Source organism: Streptomyces ossamyceticus, assembly GCF_001418475.1.
In the GTDB taxonomy this organism is placed as follows: Bacteria; Actinomycetota; Actinomycetes; order Streptomycetales; family Streptomycetaceae; genus Streptomyces; species Streptomyces ossamyceticus.
Map to the genome: position 1 here is coordinate 26,088 of NZ_LIQX01000022.1, position 18,042 is coordinate 44,129.

At 70.0% G+C, this 18,042-nt stretch carries 4 protein-coding genes; 3 read left to right on the top strand and 1 reads right to left on the bottom strand.

Translation table 11 applies throughout. The features are described 5' to 3' along the window. Nucleotides 1–68: 68 nt before the first annotated feature. Nucleotides 69–1,766: a hypothetical protein gene (locus AOK15_RS02040; RefSeq protein ID WP_055512051.1), complete on the bottom strand. Its 1,698-nt coding sequence runs from the start codon at nucleotides 1,764–1,766 to the stop codon at nucleotides 69–71. Between the two features lie 205 nt (nucleotides 1,767–1,971). Here AOK15_RS02040 and AOK15_RS02045 point away from each other — a divergent pair, with 205 nt between their 5' ends. The 3 genes from AOK15_RS02045 (at nucleotide 1,972) to AOK15_RS02055 (ending at nucleotide 17,954) form a co-directional block, all read left to right on the top strand. After that, nucleotides 1,972–14,313, top strand: coding sequence for a putative T7SS-secreted protein (locus tag AOK15_RS02045; protein WP_157870145.1), 12,342 nt, complete (start codon nucleotides 1,972–1,974; stop codon nucleotides 14,311–14,313). Next, nucleotides 14,310–17,003, top strand: coding sequence for a right-handed parallel beta-helix repeat-containing protein (locus AOK15_RS02050; RefSeq protein WP_055512055.1), 2,694 nt, complete (start codon nucleotides 14,310–14,312; stop codon nucleotides 17,001–17,003). Before AOK15_RS02045 ends, AOK15_RS02050 begins: the two co-directional genes overlap by 4 nt. Before the next feature lie 90 nt (nucleotides 17,004–17,093). Beyond that, complete coding sequence (locus AOK15_RS02055; protein ID WP_055512057.1) at nucleotides 17,094–17,954, top strand: hypothetical protein; 861 nt, start codon at nucleotides 17,094–17,096, stop codon at nucleotides 17,952–17,954. The last annotated feature ends 88 nt before the right edge of the window (nucleotides 17,955–18,042 follow it).

The following is an 18,042-nucleotide window of genomic DNA, read 5'->3' on the forward strand; positions in this document are numbered from 1 at the left end:
GGGGTACGGGGCGCCCGCAGGGAGTCATGGGGTGGGAAGCCGGAGGACGCGCGTGCGTCCGCGGACGGTCACTGCCAGTTGACCCCGAGCGTCCCGAGCGGGGGTTCGTCGCCGTAGCGGGTGTGCTGGGCGATGGATTCCTTCAGGTACCAGGTCCCGTCCCGGCGCTTGTACCAGACTTCCTGGATCTCGTTGCGCTCGTCGGCGACGTAGCGTGCGCTGTCCGTCGTGACGACCCTGAGCTCGGAGCCGTCCTGGCGCATGTAGTCCGTCCGGGTGTTGCCGTCCGGCAGTTCGATGGCCATCGGCGGGGAGAAGGAGTCGTCGGCCGGGCGGCCTCCACCGTCGACGAGCGGCTTCTCGACCGTCAGGTACGCGGGCGGCCTGCCCACGCCGTTCGCGGCCTCCTCCGCCTTCTGCGCGTTCTCCTCCTCGGCCACCTCCTCGTCCGGGGAAGAACTGCTTCGGTCCCAGACCTTCCCCCACTCGCCGTCCGGCGTCTTGCGCCACGTCTCGAGCGGGGCGCCCTTGTCGTCGGTGACATAGCGCATCGATTCCCCTGGGCCGTACCCCTCGGGATTGTTGTCCACATAGATCTTGGTGACGGACCCGTCGGAACCCCGGACCGTCGTCACGGAGTTCCCGTCGCCGGGCAGTGAGCGGTATGTCTCCGAGTAGGCCAGGCCGTTCTTGTTGGTGACGGTGGTCGTCGTCTCGACGGGCTGACCGTTCTTGTCGAGTTCGATCTCGCCGTTCTCATCGAGCTTGTACGAGATCTCCGTTCTGCCGTCTGGGGTCTCCCGTACCAGGCCGTTGGGCACCGGTGGCGGCGGATTGTCCGGGTCGTCGGCCCATTCCCTGTGCCCGCGCAGCCAGCTGGAATCCTTCTCCCATTCGGAAGCCGGGGTTTTCTCCAGTTCCTTGAGCTCTTCGGCGTAGTCGTTCTGGAGTTCTTCCGACCGCTTGCTCAGCGGCTCCTCTTCGTCGTCGAGCCGGTCCTGCGCCTTGTCGTTCTCCTCCTGGCCCTTCCGCAGGTCTTCCTGCTGCCTCTGCAGGTCGTCCCATTCCAGCTGCAGTGCGTTCTGGTCGGCCTGCAGGGCTTCCTGCTCGCGGTTCAGGGCGTCCTGTCTCTTCTGCAGCTCTCCTTCGGGATCCTTCCGTCCGGAGCTCTGTTCCTTCCGCAACTCCCGCTGTTCGCGGAGCAGTTCCTCCTGGCGCTTCTGCAGCGGTTCCTGCTTTTCCCGCAGGCCCTCGTACTTCTTGTCGAGGTCCTCCTGCCGCTTCTGCAGGGCCTGCTGCCCCTTGTCGAGGACCGCCCGCTTCTTGTCCAGTTCGGCCTGCTGCTTGTCCACGACCGCCTGCCTGGCCGCATGCCCCCTCCGCAGGTCCTCGGCCTTCGCCTGCTTTACTCGGGCTTCTCGTTTCTGCTGGTAGGCCGCATGCTGCTGCTCGACGTCCTGGCGCAGCATGGCCGCTTCCTGCTGGCGCGCGGTGACGGCGCCCTGTGCGTCCTGGTCGTAGAAGGCCTTGCCCGCCTCGTCGAGTTGGTTTCCGAGATCGGTCATCACCTGCCAGGCTTCTTCGAACGACTTCTTCCAGGCGCCGTAGAAGTAGATCAGCGCTCCGGAGGTCTGTTCACGGGGGCCGATGTCCGACGGGGCGAAGTCGTGGTTCGCGCGTGAGGTGTCGAGCAGCCTGTCGCGGAGAGCCCAGATGTCCCGCGCGAGCTCGTACATCAGATCGTAGTCGATGGTTATGCGACCCACGTCTTCCGTCCTTTCTCCGGTGCGCGGTGGCCTTCGGGCCAGGTGCGTAAGGGCTTCGGCGTCATGCTCGCCCTGTAGACGCAGTCAGGGGCACGAAGGGTTCAAAGGAATTTCTTCCGGTCTCTCACCGATCGGCGCGCATGTGGCGTCCGTCACTCCGTTGAACTACCGACCCCCGCTCCTACGTCACCATCACGTCATCCGCGTGCGTGCGGCCGACCCCCGAGTCCTGAACATCGTGGAGGACCCCGTGGCCAGCCCCGAGGACTGGAGCAAAGTCGGTTACAACGGAAATCCGGTGACCGGGAATCCGGAAGTCGTCGACGGCATCACCCGGGAATTCCGCCATCTCCAGGATCTGGCCGCCGAGGCCGCCGGAGGGCTCGACGCCTTCCTGCGCAAAGCGGAGGACGGGGGCTTCGAGGGACAGACCGCGGACGCCTTCCGCACGTACGTCCGGAAACAGCTCCGGACAACGTTCGTACCGAACGTCCAGCACTCCTTCGAACAGGCGGCCGCGGCCACTGAACGCTACGCGAACGCCCTGAGGGAGGCCCAGGGCAGAGCGGAGAGTGCCGCGAGACGAGGTGGCGCGGTGGTGATCCCCCCGGCGGGCGTCATAGCAGGAGACGCCCCGCGGTCCTGGCTGGAGAAGCTGGGCATCGTGGAGAGGAGGACGGGCCCGGTGCTGCCCCGGGAACTCATCGCCGCGAAGAACGACGTCCAGGCCGAGGTCGACTTCATCAACAGCGAGGCCAAGATCCTGGAGGACGCCCTGGAGGAGGCGGCCGAGCTGGTGTCCACACCCGTCCCGAAGGCGAGGACGAGCGGCTGGCAGAAGTTCTGGAAGGCCCTGGAGATCATCGCGATGGTGGTCTCGATCGTTGCGATCGTCTTCGGGGGCCCGTTGGGCCTGCTGGCCATGGGGCTGAGCGCGGCGCTCTTTCTCAAGGCCGTGGCGGACTACGCGGCCGGCAAGATCGACGGCCGCGCCCTGGGCCTGTCCGCCCTGGGCCTTCTCGGGCCGTCGACCAAGGGCCTCACCACCTTCGGCCGTATGGCAGGACTGGCCAAGGCAGGTGCCGCTGCCGCTCGCAGAGGCCTCAGCAGAGGCCTCAGAGCGATTCCTCGAACCCTGTCCGCGGGCGGGCACCTGCTGCTGCAGGGCGGCAAGCTGCTGCTCACCCCCCGCGCCCTGGCCACCCTGACCGGTCAGGCCCTGACCCGGTGGTCGTCCAGGGTCGGCGGCCTGGCCTCCATGGGGTTGTCCCGCGTACCCGCTTTCACGGCGAGAGCGACCCGGATGCTGAGGGGCGCGCTGCGGTCCGTTCCCGGGTTCTTCAAGGGCATGTGGCAGCAGGGGCGGTTCGCCCTACGCCGCGACTTCTTCATGTCCACCGCGTTCGCCGGAGGCGGCATGGGCCGCCGTCTCGGCGTCTACGCAATCATCAACACGGGCCGGGCCTTCGACCTCGCGGTGTCCGCCCTCCTTCCGGTCAGGTACGGGGAACTCGCCAGGTTCGGCTACCGGACGGCCTTCCGCATGGGCTTCCTCGAACGCGGCCTGCTCATGCAACCCTCGCTCGGCCGCTCGATCGCCCGGAGTGCCGGCTCGGTGGGGGGCGGCGTCCTCGACCTGACGAGGAACGGCCTGCACACACCCGCCGTCGGACAGACGGGCGGGAACGTCGGCAAGCTGGTCCTTCCCGGCACCCAGGCCTGGGGCGACGCGCTCGACGAACTGACCGAGTTCGTGCCCCCACCGACCGCACTGCCTCGTACTCCGGCCATGAGTTCCCTGTCCTCCATATCCAGGTCGACGCCCAGCCGGTTCTCGAGCAGCCTCGACGACCTGGTGGAGCCGGCCTACTTCGGCGACCTCGACACGGCGGGATCCGGCCTCGGCACGCTGCTCGGCAAGCAGGGCGTCGACGTGCTGGACCTGGAGCACGGCGGACTGCTGCCCCCGCGGCTGCGCTCGGCACTGGACACCCTCGACACCCTCGACACCCTCGACGAGCTCGACACCCTCGACGGGCTGGGCACGCCGAGCGTGCCCGGCCCCCGGTCCGCGCTGCTGGAGCAACCGCAGAGCGCGGTCACCCGGCTGCGGAACCTGGACACCGTGATGGGTCTCGACCGCACCGACGACGGCCTGCTGAAGCCACTCGACGACCTGGCGGACCCCGACCTCCACGGCGACTTCGGGGGTCTGCCCGGCCTCCAGGTGCGCAAGATCCTCGACGGTGAGGTCGACCTCGTGAACGTCACACTGGACGCGGTGATCCTGCGTATCGGGAAGACAGACCCGGTGGACGTCCAGGTCCATCTGAAGGGCGAGGTGACGGTCCGTGTCCTGGACCCCTCCGAGACCGTCACCCGACTTCCCGCATTCACAGGGAAGTTGTCCGGGACGGACACCCCGGCCGGTCTCGGTATCAGGCTCGACGACCTGGTTCGGCTGCTTCCCGACGCCGGTGGCGACATCCGCCGCGCGCGGCAGTTGCTGGGCATGGGGCCGCTCCAGCCGGATCTGGCCACCAGGCCGCTCACGACGCAGACTGGCCTCCCGCCCCTGACCCTGCGGGAGATCATCACGGGCGGAGAGGTCGGCAAGACCGCCACGGACCGCTTCCATGCCTGGCTGCGGGTGCAGAAGGCCGAGATCGAGCTGGACACGGCCGGCCGCGAAGTCTCCCGGCTCACCGGACTGCCCGACGTGCCACCGCTGAGCCGCGCCCAGGCCCAACTGGATCTGAGCGCCGCGGAACTGAATTTCAACCGGGCACGGATGGACTTCGAGGGGCTCGGGCTGAACCTGGACACCGTCCGCCAGAACATCACGGTGATGATGGCCCGCATAGACGGTCCGACGGCGAACCTGCCGGTCGGTGAACTGCGGCTGCTGGACGATCTGGGGCAGCCCACGGACCGGTGGATCACGCTGGAGGGCGGGGAGACCGCCACGTGGGTGGTCAAGTCGGACGCCGGGATCGTCCCCGGCATCACAGTGGACATGTTCCCCGACGGCTTCACCCTCACCGGCGCCGACGGCGCCATCACCAGGATCGGCCCCGACGGCCGGACCCTGCTCACGGAACTGCCGGTACGTCCCGAGTCGTTGCCGGGTCCGTCGGCTCCCCGGCATGTCGTGGGCCCGGTGCAGGCACCCATCGCTCCGACGGTACCCACGCCGTCCGTGCCGCAGGTCCACTGGTTGGTGCGGCAGGACATGAACTTCGAGGCGCCGAGCCTCAAATCCGGCATGAAGACGCACCTGACCGAGAACGGTCTCGTCCCGGTCAAACTCGACGGCACCATCACACCGCTCCAGGCCGTGTCAACGGCCAATGCCAAGGCGTTCAAGGAGAACAGTCCGTTCACCGCGTTCTCCCCGCCGGGCAGCATCGCCAAGAGTTACGGGAACCAAGAGATCGGACTGGATCTCGTCGCCCTGAGCAGGGACATCAACAGCGGCGTCGACGGCGTCAAGGACCTGCGGATCATCTCGAACGCCCAGCTGCAAGAGGAGATTCTGACCGAGATCCGGCTCAGGGTCGCGGACACGCAGCTGCAGGTCCCGACCACGTTCAGCCATATGACCAGCACCAAGGACATCCAGAATCACCTCATCCAGAACGGCGTCTCCAAGGGGATTGCCACCAAGGTGACCCCGGACGTCAAGGCCCTGCTGCAGGTGCGCCGCGACAACACCTGGCTGGTGCAGGGGAGCATTCCGAAGCAGTATCTGACCGGGCCGTACCCGACCGTCGACTCCCTGAAGTTCGTACCGTCCGCGCCGGACACCCCGCTTGCGGTGCCCGGGAACGTGCTGGAGAACGCGGGCCGGGCTTCCGGTTCCGGACTCCCTCCCGTCGAAAACCTCAAACTGGGGCCCAGGCCCGACGACTTCTACATGTCCCAGGTCGACCTCGAGGAGCTGCGGGGCGTCAAGCTCGTCCGGCAGGACGACTTCCACCACCTCGACGTCGACATCAAGGGTCTGCGCAAGTCGCACTTCGACCCCGACCTCGGCATGGTCCCGGCCAATCCGGAGGGCAGGACCACCGCCTTCCAGCATGTGGCGGGGGCCGAGAACACGGCCCGGAAGAGCAACAGCCCCTTCACGTCCTTCGCCGCCACGGGCGGTCACAAGGTGTACGGCGACATGGAGTTCACTCTCGACGCCTACAAGCTGGGGACGGACATCACGTCGGGGAAGCTGCCGAACGTGGGGATCCTGCCGGCCCACAGCCTTCAGAAACTCATCGGCGACCAGATCGAGTGGACGATCGGGAAACGTCTGGACTTCTTCTCCGGGCTCACCGCCGACAGCACCCGGCAGGACGTCGCCGCCTTCCTCAAGGCCCACGACGTCAATCTCGTCGGCAAGGGCGGCAAGGACATGAGCGGCAAGCTCGCCTCTGATGTCCGTGTCCTGCTCAACACCACCCGTGACCAGGAATGGCTGATCAAGGGCACCATTCCCAAGAGCTATCTGGAGGGTCCGTACCCCAGGGCGGCGGCCTCCGGCACCGGTGACGTGCTGCCGGGCGGCACGCTCCGGGGTCTCGACGAAGCCGCGGGACATCTCCGGCTGACGGACACGATCAAGGCGGACTTCGAGGCGAAGCCCGTCTTCGTCGAACTGCGCGGCCCCGAGGGCGTGAACTCCGGGAGCCTGCCGGAACTGCGCGTCGGCGAACTGACGCTGCTGGACGACATGCAGCGGCCCACCGGGCAATGGATCACGTTCGAGCCCGGCACGGAACTCAGCTGGGTGCTCAGGAACGACACAGGTATCGTCCCCGGTACTCATGTGCGGATGGGTGACGACGGCTTCGTGGTCACCACCCCGGAGGGCGGCTTCAAGGTCGGCCCGACCGGTGAGCGCATGGCGTTCGACGGCCCGGCGGTCCCGGTCGCTCCCGTGACCGCCATGACGCCGCCTCCGGCTCCGGTCTCACCGCCGCCTCCTGCGGTTCTGTCCGCTCCCCCGGTTCCTCATGCTCCTTCCGCTCCCCCTGTTCCGCCGCTCGGCAAGGGAATCGGGGCAATGACACCGGTTCCACCGCCCTCCGCGGGCGCGCACGGGTTGGGGTCGGGACTGGATGCCGGGACCCCCGTGGTCAGGCACGAACCGGTCGGGGACACCTCGCACTGGGTGATCGAGGGCAAGGCTCCGTTCGGACGCTACAAGATCAAGAACACCGAAGACGGCTCCATTTCCCTGGTCTCCACCAGCGATCGCGCGTGGGCGACCCTCGACAACGCCGCCGCCTCACGCCAGGTGTTCGAGACGGAACAGCTGAAAAGGGCGGCCGAGCAGCTGAAGAAGGCGGATCTGCAGGAGGGCGGGAAGTACCTGAGTTCGGGGTACCGGTCGATCAATCCGCTGCTGGCCGCGTTCGAGGAGGCCGGGTACACGGCGGCACAGGTGCGACAGGTGGGTTTCGACTTCTCGGACCGGGCCGCGGACGTTCTGGAGAACTGGAAGCGGGTGGCCACGGAACGCGGGTACGCGTCGCGGCAGGTGACGGAGTCCTGGGACATGCAGGACCTGCACAGGTGGCATGACAGCATCAAGGCCATCCACCGGGCGTGGGACGACTTCCCGTCCCCGGCGATCCCTGGCAACACAGTCGTACGCGGCGACAGCCGGCAGATCTTCTCGTCGTTCGACGGGATCCTGGATCCGGCGCACTACCCGGGAGGCGGGTACCACGACGTCGGGAGGACCATCTCCTGGCCGGGGATCATGTCCACGACCACAGGTAGTGCCACCAACCACAACTTCGTGAACTCCAAGGCCGTGATCTGGAAGTTCGACGTGCCGGGGCAGGGTCATCCGGGCCGGGTACTGGGGTCGGAGAACCTGGCCGAGGCGGAAGTGACGTTCCCGGTCAACACCCAGATCAAGATCAACCAGGTGCTGGTGCGGGACGGGCACTTCGCGCACGAACTGACCGGCGAGTTCGGTGACAAGGCCAAGGTGATCGTGTTCGCCGACATCCTTCCCGCCGGCGGTGCGGTCCGCGGGACCGGCGACGAACTCGCCGACAGCCTCCGCGCAGGCGACACGTTCACCATGAACGTGCCACGGCTGGACCGCTTCGACGCTCCCGCGCCCCGCGGTGAGACGGTGCTCCTGCGTCCGGAGCAGGTCGCCGGGACGTCGCACATGCGGATGGAGTGGGACCGGGCTCCGCTGGAGGGGGGTGGTTTCACGCTCACCGACGAGGCGGGTGGTGTGCGCCTGGTGTTCGGCGCGGACGAGGTTCTCCAGTTCCGCGACCACCGGGTTCCGGGGACGGACGGCTTCCTGAGGTTCGAGGCCGCACCGGGTCCGGACACGCTGCCTCGGTGGGTCGGTCCGGACGGGGTGCCGCTGGCCGGTACCGGTGCGGTGGTCGCCCCGGTCAGGGGCGCGCTCGGCGTGGTCACCGGTGTGAAGGTGGGAACGCCGGACGGGGCCTGGACCGCCCGGTTCGACCTCGACGGCACCTGGCTGTCCGAGGAACTGCGGTTCTCCGGCCACGCCGGTGGTGCGTTGACCGACGCACGGGTGGTCACGACGGTCACCCGAGGGCCGGGCGGTGACATGGTGCCGACCCTCCGGTTGGCTGTGCCGGGGCTGGGCGACGGTGCCTTCTCCGTCGTACGGCTGCCGGGTGGTGAAGCGGCCGGGCGGCTGCCGGCCGGGGGCTTCGCGGTGACCGACCTGGCGAACGGCGAGCGGTTCGTCTTCGACCGGGCCGGCCAGTTCGTGGATCTCCCCGCGGACGCCCCACCGATACGGCTGGAGACGGCCGGGTCGGCCCTGCCGGACCCGAACGTCGGCCCGCTGACGGGCCTCGACGACTTCGGCGGCCCGCTGTCCGAGCGGTTCCCGCTGCACTCCATCCCCGAGCACAACGCCCTGGACGGCGCCGCGGCCGACCTGCCTCGGATCGAGCTGCCCGGTGCCGACGCGCCGACCGTCGCGCGTGCGGCAGACGTCGCGCCGCCCGCCGATCTGCCCCTCACGCGCCTGACCGAGTTCCAGGACATGCCGCTGTCCGGCGTGGGCGACCTGGCCGGACTGGAGTTCCGGATCGCCGGCGGCACCGCCGCTGACGGCGTGCCCAGTACGTTCCGGCTGGATGTCACGCAGGCCGCCCCGACACCTCACGGGGCGGGGCCGCAGCCGCGGTTCGCGGTGGAGCGTCTGGACAGCGGTACGTTCCGTGTCACCGACCCGCCCGGCACCACCCGCTGGGAGTTCAGCGCCGGGGGTGAGTTCCTCGCCCGTGAGACGGCGCTCGTCGACAACGATCTGGGGCTGCCGTCCGGGCTGTGGTTCAGGAGCACGGCCACGACCACGACGGACGGCATGACCGCCAGGATCGTCGGGCTGGTGGGTCCCCGCGAAGTCACCGATTCGTTCCCGCTCACCACCATCGACCGGACGCTTCAGGACCGTCTGCCGGGCGGCTTCACCCTGACCGACAGCGTCACGGGCAGCCGCTTCCACTACGACGCCGATCTCAACCTCGCGTTCCGCGATGTGCCGGCCCGTGACGGCTCCGGATTCCTGCGCTTCACGGAGGGCGCGCCCGATGTCCCGCCCGTCCGGCTCGACGACCTGGGCGGCTCCTCGGGCCTGGACGACCTCGCCGGGATCTTCCAGCGCACCCTGGACGAGGCATCGGGGGGCACGCGTCCCCTGTCCGACGTCACCGATCCGTTCCTCGGTGCCACTTGGCGCCTGCCCGGCCTGGACGATGCCGCCGCCCTGCGACTGTCCGACGCCGTGGGAGAGCACGGCGACCAGTGGCTCACCCGGCTGAGCCCGGGCGACGCGCCCGACCTCGATCTCCGCGCGGCCTGGCGAGCTCTGGACGAGCACTGGACCGGGCTCCTGGAACGGATGCCCGGGATCCGGCTGACCGGCGCGGACGACCTCGCCGATCTTGAGATACGGGTGCTGCGCGTACCGTCCACCGACACGGCACCGGGCTCGTTCCGCTTCGAACTCCTCGACCGTGCCCCGACGGCGGACGGAACGGTCCGCGGCGCGGGTTTCGCGGTCGGACGGGTCCCGGACGGCGGGTTCGCCGTCACCGACCCGACCGGGAACACGACGTGGACCTTCGCCCAGGACGGCGCCTTCCTGGGCCGCGAGACCCTGCTCACCGGGGAGGGACTCCCCTCCGGCCTGCGAGTCTCGGCGACCCGCCACGTGGCGGACCGGTACACGCAGGTGGATCTGATCGGTCCTGACAGTGCCGTCAGGTCACTGCGGGTCACCGCCCCGGAGGGCGCGCTCGCCGAGCGGCTGCCCGGCGGCTTCACCCTCACCGACACCGTCACCGGCAGCCGCTTCCACTTCGACCGGAGCGGAGCCCTCGTCCTCCGCGACCTGCCGGCCCGTGACGGCTCGGGCTTCCTGCGATTCACCGAGGGCGCCCGCGACGCACAGCCGACCCCGCTGCTGGACCCGCTGTCCGAGCGTTTCCCGATCAGCTCCATCCCGGAGGAAGACGTACTGGACGACGGGCTCACCGACATCTCCCAGCTCTTCGACCGCACCCTCGACGAGGCATCGGGCGTACGGGCCGCCCTGCCCGAGGACGCGGCCTCGGCGGACCTGTCGTCCATCTCCGGAGCCATGGAGTTCCTGCATGCCGCACCCGACTCCCACGCCCTGCAGAACCTGGACCTCCCGCATGTGCAGCAGCTCGCGGGCGACGCCACCGACTCACTGAACAGGTTCCCCGGGCTGCGGCCCGAACTCCTCCACGACCAGCTCCGCCAGATGACCGCGCAGGCACACGAGGGGATCCGGCAGGGCGCCGCCACCGTCCTGCGGGAGTACCAGAACCTGCCCCTGGCCACGCGTCTGGAGGACCTCCAGGGCGGCGGTAGCCGCGTCTTCGGCGACTTCACCGTCACGCCGACCCCGCACGGCGGCCCCGGCGGCAGCCGCTTCACCGTCACGCACACGCCGACGGACCTGACCACGGGCTTCGGCCCGCATCGCGAGCTGCTCCACCAGGAGGTGTTCGTCAGGGGCGGCCCAGCCGAGCTCGACGGGACCAGGCTCGGGCTCACCGGCCGCACGGCCGAGGGCGGTTGGGCCCCCGAGTCCTTCCAGCTCGTGGGCACACACGTGGCCGACGACGCGTTCACCGTCACACGTCTCGACCCGAACCTCCGCACCGAGGTGCGCGGCGGCTTCACCGTCACCGACGCCGCCGGCACGACGAAGTGGCACTACGGCCCTGAGGGCACGCTAGCCCTCAGAGACGTCCAACTCGCCGACGGCCGGGGCATGTTCCGGTTCGAGGCCGGCGCTCCGGACGGGGTGCCCCGGGTCCTCGACACGTCGGGCAACGCGTCCCTGACCCTGCGCGCGGAGCGGCTCGACGACGGCCGGATCGCCCTGATCCGCACCGGGCCGGGCACCCCACCGCTGGAGCGGACCGTCTTCGACGCGAGCGGCGGGAAGCTGCTGGAGGAGACCGTCGCCATTCGCGGCACGGGCGGCAAGCCCACCGGCTCGTACTGGACCATCGACCACGTGGCCGGCAAGGGCGTGCGTGTCAACGGCGACAACACCCCGTTCACGGGCCGCTTCGACACCACCACGCTGGAGAAGTCCCCCACCGGACAGATCAGGCTGACCGGCAAAGAGCCCGGCAAAGTAACCCTGTTCGAGTCCGAGGTCCTCAAGAACGGCAACACCCTGCACATCGCCCGGGACCGCTTCGGCCACGCCCGCTGGACCGAGTTCGACGACACGGGCACCCGGGTCCGGTCCGGCGAGCGCATCGGGGACCCGGACCAGCGGACGTATCACGACGTGCCGGACGGTTCCTGGCGCCTGCTCAACACCTCCGACGTGCGCACCTACCACAAGGCCCTCGACGGCGGCCTCGTGCGCGCCGAGAAGGGCGCCGACGGCCACTGGACCTGGCAGCGCTTCGACAAGGACGGTGTGGAGGCGCTGTCCGGCACCCGGCATTGGAGCGCGAACCACGTCGCCTTCAAGGACACCTTCCTCGACCCCGTCACGGGCCTGGAGACGGTCGCTCAACGGCGTGGCCAGACCTGGCCGTTCGGCGGACTGCACGGCTCCCGGATGTACCAGGAGCACTCACTGCTGCCCGGCCACGCCCCGGCCGGAACACGGATCGACCCCGACACGTACGTCGGTCAGGGCCCGGCGAACGCCCGGATCGAGAGCCTGGAGGCCCTGTCGGACGGCGGCAGCCTGCTCGTCAAGCGGTTCGCCGACATGCGTCCGCCCGCCTTCCTGTGGAAGGGCGCGGCGGGCCGCGACCCGTTCGGCAACTTCTTCGGTGACCTGTTCGCGGGGGACTCCCTGAACCGCGTGAGCCACTGGACCCAGACCGCCGCCGACGGCACCACGGTGACCGGTGTCCGGCTCAACCCGTCGGGCGCCAACTGGGTCGACGTCGACCAGTTCGGCCGCATCGTGCGGGAGAGCCGCAAGCTGGACGACGGCAGCGTCATCGAGGTCGGGCGCAGCGCCGAGGACGCCACTCGCTGGGCGCCGCTTCCCGAGTACCACAGGGGCGCCCCGTACGAACTGCACTGGCGGAACACGACGACCGGCGAGACCGGCACGCGGTACGCCGACGGCGTCGGAGGGTGGCGGGACGTCTTCACCGACGGCGAGGGGGTCGAACGCGTCCGGCTGCGCAGCGAGGGCTCCGGCACACGCGAGTACCTCTTCGACGCGCCGACCCCGCAGGACCTCGCCCGCAACGACCGCTCGGGCGTCTGGGTCGACAGGAACTCGCTGCTGCACATCACCGGCCGGCGGGACCTGGTGGGCGACGTGTTCGTCGAGTCGTCCGGCAGTCCCTACCGCACCGACTGGACATGGAAGACGTACGACTCCGTCAACGGGGCCACCGTGCTCGACGAGGGCGTCCGCAAGCAGAACCGCGGCTCCTTGTACTCACGCACCTGGGACGACTCCTTCGTCGACCTCGACCGGCTCGGCAACGTGGTGCGGGAGCGCAACGCCACCGACGTCGGTGCCTCCTGGGTCGACGCGGTGCGGCAGCCCGACGGCACCTACGAGTGGACGAGGACCGCCGCCGACGGCACGGTCCACTCCCAGGGCGTCCGGGTGTACGGCGATGTCGCGAAGGGCCGCTGGCGGGACCTCGTCGACGGCCAGGTGGTCCGCAGCAGGGACGGCGGCCGGGTGCGCGAGTACGCGTACGAGATCGTCGCCCCGCAGCCGCCCGCGGCACCCGCGACCGAACTCACGAGCGGGATGACGCTGCGCGAGCTGCTCGACCGGTCCACGCGCCACTTCGAGACACCCGGCACGGTCCGCGTGGACCGGGAGGCATGGAAGGAGTACGACCTCGGCAAGGTCTTCCGCGAGCGCGTCAAGGTGGACGGCGATCCCGTCCGCTACCGCGAGGTCGACAAGCAGTGGGGCCAGTGGAGGGAGTACCAGAACGGCCATCTGGTCGAGCAGCGCGTCTTCGACGGGCGGGTCTACAGGACCGACGCGTTCGGCCGGCTGAGCATGTCGGGCCCGGCCGTGGTCCCCCACCACCTCGGCGGGGTCCTGCCCAGGGTCGGCGGCGACGTCGGCCTGCCCGGCGACCGGGCCTGGCAGCTCATCGGCCGGGAGTTCGACTACCGGGGCGCCGACATCGAGGCCCTCGGCCATCTGCGAGAGGTCCAGGACCCGTGGCACGGTCTGTTCCAGGGGGTCAGGAACGGCGAGTCCGTCGAGATGCCCGTATGGCAGCGCGAGATCCGCGGCTTCCTGACCACGTTCAGCACCGGGTTCCTCACCGACTTCACCGCGGGCCTGCTGATCACCGAGCTCACCAACAACGGCAATCTCAAGGTGGAGGACGTCTTCAAGGCACTCCTCTCCGGCACGGTCGGCGGCACCTTCAGCGGCGGGCTCAACGCCCTGTACAACCACACCCGGCTCGGCTACCTCAAGACCACCATGGGCGTGAGCGACTGGGGCGGCCACCCCAGGCAGTCGATGGCCGGCAACACCGACGACTGGGTCACCGACTGGGCCGCCTTCGAGAAGCCCACCCGCTGGCGCAGCGCCACCTACGCCAACACCGTGGGCCTCGCGACCGGCGCACTCAGCGGCTTCGTCAGCAACGCCATCAGCGCGGCGGTGTTCGGGGTCAACGGCAACGAGGTCCAAGGGGTGGACGCGCTGCGGGCCGGTATGTGGGGTGCCGCAGGGTCGCTGTTCGGTGGGGTGAGCACCGGTCTGGCGCGCAACGCCTGGCACCTGACAACCGGCGCCCGGGTCTTCCACAAGGGCGGCCTCGGCGAACTGGGCATGAACTGGGCCGAGTCCGCGCTGTCCCGGTACATCACCTTCCAGATCACCCAGGCGGACAGCCGGAACGGGAGCAACCTGCCGTCCCCCGGCCGGGCGTTCCCGAAGCCGGCCACCACCCCCACGGCGACACCGCCCTCCGCCCCGCAGCCCCCGGCTGATCAACCTGCCGCACCCGTCGAGGGATTGGAGCTCCCGTGACCACCACCGCCACCGCCGTCCCTGCCGTGCACCGGGTCGCCCCCAAGGGCCGCGGCGCCCACCGCACCATCACCGCCGCCGTGCGCGCCGCCTGCGACGGTGACCAGATCCGTATCGCTCCGGGCGAGTACGTCGAAGTGCTCGTTGTGGACCGTGCGGTGTCCCTGGTCCCGGACGACGCGCCGGACCATTCCGTGCGTGTACTGGCGGAGGACCCCGGCCGGCCCGCTCTGGAGGTCACCGCCCCCGGTGTCCACGTCGGTGGGGTCGTGCTGACGGGGCAGGACCCCTGGCTGCCCGTCGCGCTGGTGGCCGTCGGCGGTCTGGAGCTGGACGGCTGCGAGATCTCCGGCGGCCGCGTCGAGGCGGGCGGTGACACGTCGCTGACGATGCGCGGCTGCCATGTCTCCGGTGCGGCCCTTGCCGGGGTGCACGCGAACACCACCGGCCCGGCCCTGCTGGTCGACACGGTGGTCGAGGACGTCGACGGCACGGGAGTCGTCCTCGGCTCCGCCACGGCCGCGGAGGCCACCGGTCTGACGGTGCGCCGGGTCACGGGCTCGGGAGTCCGGGTACGCGGCCGGGCGGGGGCCGTCCTCCGTGACTGCCGGATCAGCGCCCCGGGCCGCAGCGGGCTGCTGGTGGAGGACGAGGCGACCGTGACCGCGCTGGACTGCCGCGTCGAGGAGACGGGCGCGGAAGGCGTCCGGGTACTGGGGAGCTCCCCCCGCCCCGGGGAGGCCCCGACACGCCCGGCGGGCGCCGAGGGCGGGGTCGTACTCACCGACTGCCAGGTGCTGCGCACCGGCGCGGATGGGGTGTCCGTCTCCGGCTCGGGCGACGTCCTGCTGCTGAACTGTCGGCTGCGGGACAGCTCCGGGGCCGGGGTGAGCGCCGAGGACGACGGCAGGGCCGCCCTCGTGGACTGCCAGGTGGACCGGCCGCACGGCTCCTGTCTGGTGGCCCGGGGCAGCGCCCGGCTGTCCGCGGAGGGCACGTCGATGCACGGCAGTCGCGCCAACGGACTGCTGGCGGGCGACCGCTCCCAGGTGAGGCTGGCGTCGAGCGATGTGACGGACTGCGGATTCAGCGCCGTACACGCCTGCGACGACGCCCGGCTGTCGCTCACCTCCTGCCGTATCGGCGTCACGCCCGAGCACGGTGTGCGGGCCACCGACAGGGCCGAACTCACCGTGGAGGGCGTCCGTATCAGCGACTGCGGGCTGGCGGGCCTGCGGATCGACGCCGCGGCGGGCGCGCGGGTGCGCGGTCTGTCCGTGGTACGGGGCCGTACGGGTGTCAGCGCGGAGTCCACCGGGACGGTCGTCCTGGAGGAATGCGACGTCACGGACGCCGAACGCGCGGGTATCAGTTGCGGAACCGGCACGTCGGCCGTGCTGCGGGACTGCCGGATCTCGGGCACCGGCACCGCCGGGCTGGTGGTCGGCGAACGCGCGACCCCCAGCATCGAGGGCTGCACGGTGCGCGACGCCGCCGGTTCCGGGCTGGTTCTGGGACCGGCGGCCGAACCGCGTGTCCGGTCCGTCACCGTGGCCCGTACCGGCAAGAACAGCCTGTTCGTCGGCGAGAAGGCACGCGGCACCTTCGAGGAGTGCGTCTTCGCGGGGGCCGGTAGCGGCGGTGCGGCGTTTCCGGCCCTCCACGTGTCGGCCGGGAGCGCGCCCGTACTGCGCGGCTGTGTGGTGCGGGACACCGAGGAGGACGTGGCCGCGGAGAAGGGCGCCCGGCCGGTGTTCGACGACTGTCTGTCGCGGAACGTGACGAACCCGGCTCTGCCGACCGGCCCGAAGGAGGCGCTGCCGTCCGCCGCGGGCAGGGACACGGACGCCGCCGGAACCGGCGCGAGGGAGACCGAGGCGCCTGCCGAGGACACGCTGGAGGACCTGCTCGCCCAACTCGACGGGCTGGCGGGCCTGGAGCGCGTGAAGAACGACGTGTCGTCGCTCGTGAAGCTGATGCGGACGGTGCGCCGCCGTGAGGAGATGGGTCTGGCCGCGCCCCCGCTCAGCCGCCATCTGGTCTTCACCGGCAACCCGGGCACCGGCAAGACCACCGTGGCCCGGCTCTACGGACGCATCCTGGCCGCCGTCGGCCTGCTCGAACGCGGTCACCTCGTCGAGGCGGACCGTTCGGCGCTGGTCGGCGAGTACGTCGGACACACCGGCCCGAAGACCACGCGGGTGTTCGAGCAGGCCCGGGGCGGCGTCCTCTTCATCGACGAGGCGTACTCCCTCACCCAGTACGCCGGCACCAACGACTTCGGCCAGGAGGCGATCGCCACCCTGCTGAAGCTGATGGAGGACCACCGTGACGACGTGGTGGTGATCGTGGCCGGATACCCCAAGGAGATGGAGGTGTTCGTCCGCTCGAACCCGGGTCTGGCCTCCCGCTTCACCCGCACCCTGATCTTCGAGGACTACGGCGCCGCCGAACTGGTCAGCATCGTCGAGCATCAGGCCGCGCAGCACCAGTACGAGCTCACTCCGGCGGCCCGCGAGGCGCTCACGGCGCATTTCGACGCGCTCCCGCGGGGACGGGGGTTCGGCAACGGACGCGCCGCCCGCCAGCTGTTCCAGACGTTGACGGAGCGGCAGGCCTACCGCGTCGCCGAACTGCCCGACGCCTCGGAGTCCGACCTGATGACCCTCACACCGGGAGACCTCCCGTAGAGGCTCAGGGCTCCCTCCTCCCCAGCCGGTCCGGCGTGCCCGTTCCAGCAACCACTCCTCGGTAACCACTCCTCGGTAAGGACCCGCCTCATGCCGCAGACCACCGTTCGACCCAGCCGCTCGGACGGCGAGTTCGCCGAACTGTTCGCCCGCAGGGCGCGCACTCCCCTGCGCGGGTTCCTGCCCGGCCGCCGGGTCTGGAACGCCGTCGGGGGCTCCGCGGCCACGGTCCTGGTCATCATGGGCACCACCGTGGTCGTCTCCCGGATCGACTGGAGCGGAGGTCCCGAGAAGGTGACCACCGCCGCCTCGGGGAAGGCCGTCGCGAAGGAGCAGGACTCCGCCAAGGGCGGCGATGAACCGGCCGTCACCGCGTCATCGAGGGCACCGGCCCGGAACAAGGAGGACAAGGGCCCCGACATCGTGTATCTCCCGGGCTCGGGGGGATCCGTGGGCGGCACCTCGGACAGAGAGTCCGGCTCCGGGCGTTCCGGTACGAGCGGTGACGGGAGCACGACCGCGAACAAGGAGGCCGGCTCCTCACGGACGTCGGACTCCTCGCAGCAGGAGTCGACCAGCTGGATCTGGAACGACGGCAGCATCGACTCGGACTCCAACGACTACTGGGACCAGAGCACCGTCACCGTGAAGTCCACGAAGCCGCTCAGCGGCCTCAAGGTGGTCGTCAAGATCATCCAGACGGGCGGGGTGGCCGACACCGGGACCTGGAGTTCCCTCGGCGACAAGGTGTCGGTGGCCTCCGCTTCACGCAGCGGTGAGGTGGACTACATCGTGACGCTGCGGTCGGGGGTCACCCTGGACCCCGGCACCTACGTCTTCAAGTTCCAGTACAACCACGACCAGGGCCGCCGCGACGCGGGCGGCGACCGCTACAACGTCACCGCCACGACCACCTCGTCGCAATCCGGGTACCGGACGGGCAGCTTCTAGTAGTGGTTGGTCAGGTCAGTGTGCGGGTGGGTATGTCGCGGTTGCAGGTGGGGCAGGCGCCGGTCCGGGTTGCGAGGAGTGTCTGCAG

Bases quoted from the DNA above. Each gene is read 5' to 3' on its own strand.
- AOK15_RS02055 (WP_055512057.1), top strand. From the start codon at position 17,094: ATGCCGCAGACCACCGTTCGACCCAGCCGCTCGGACGGCGAGTTCGCC.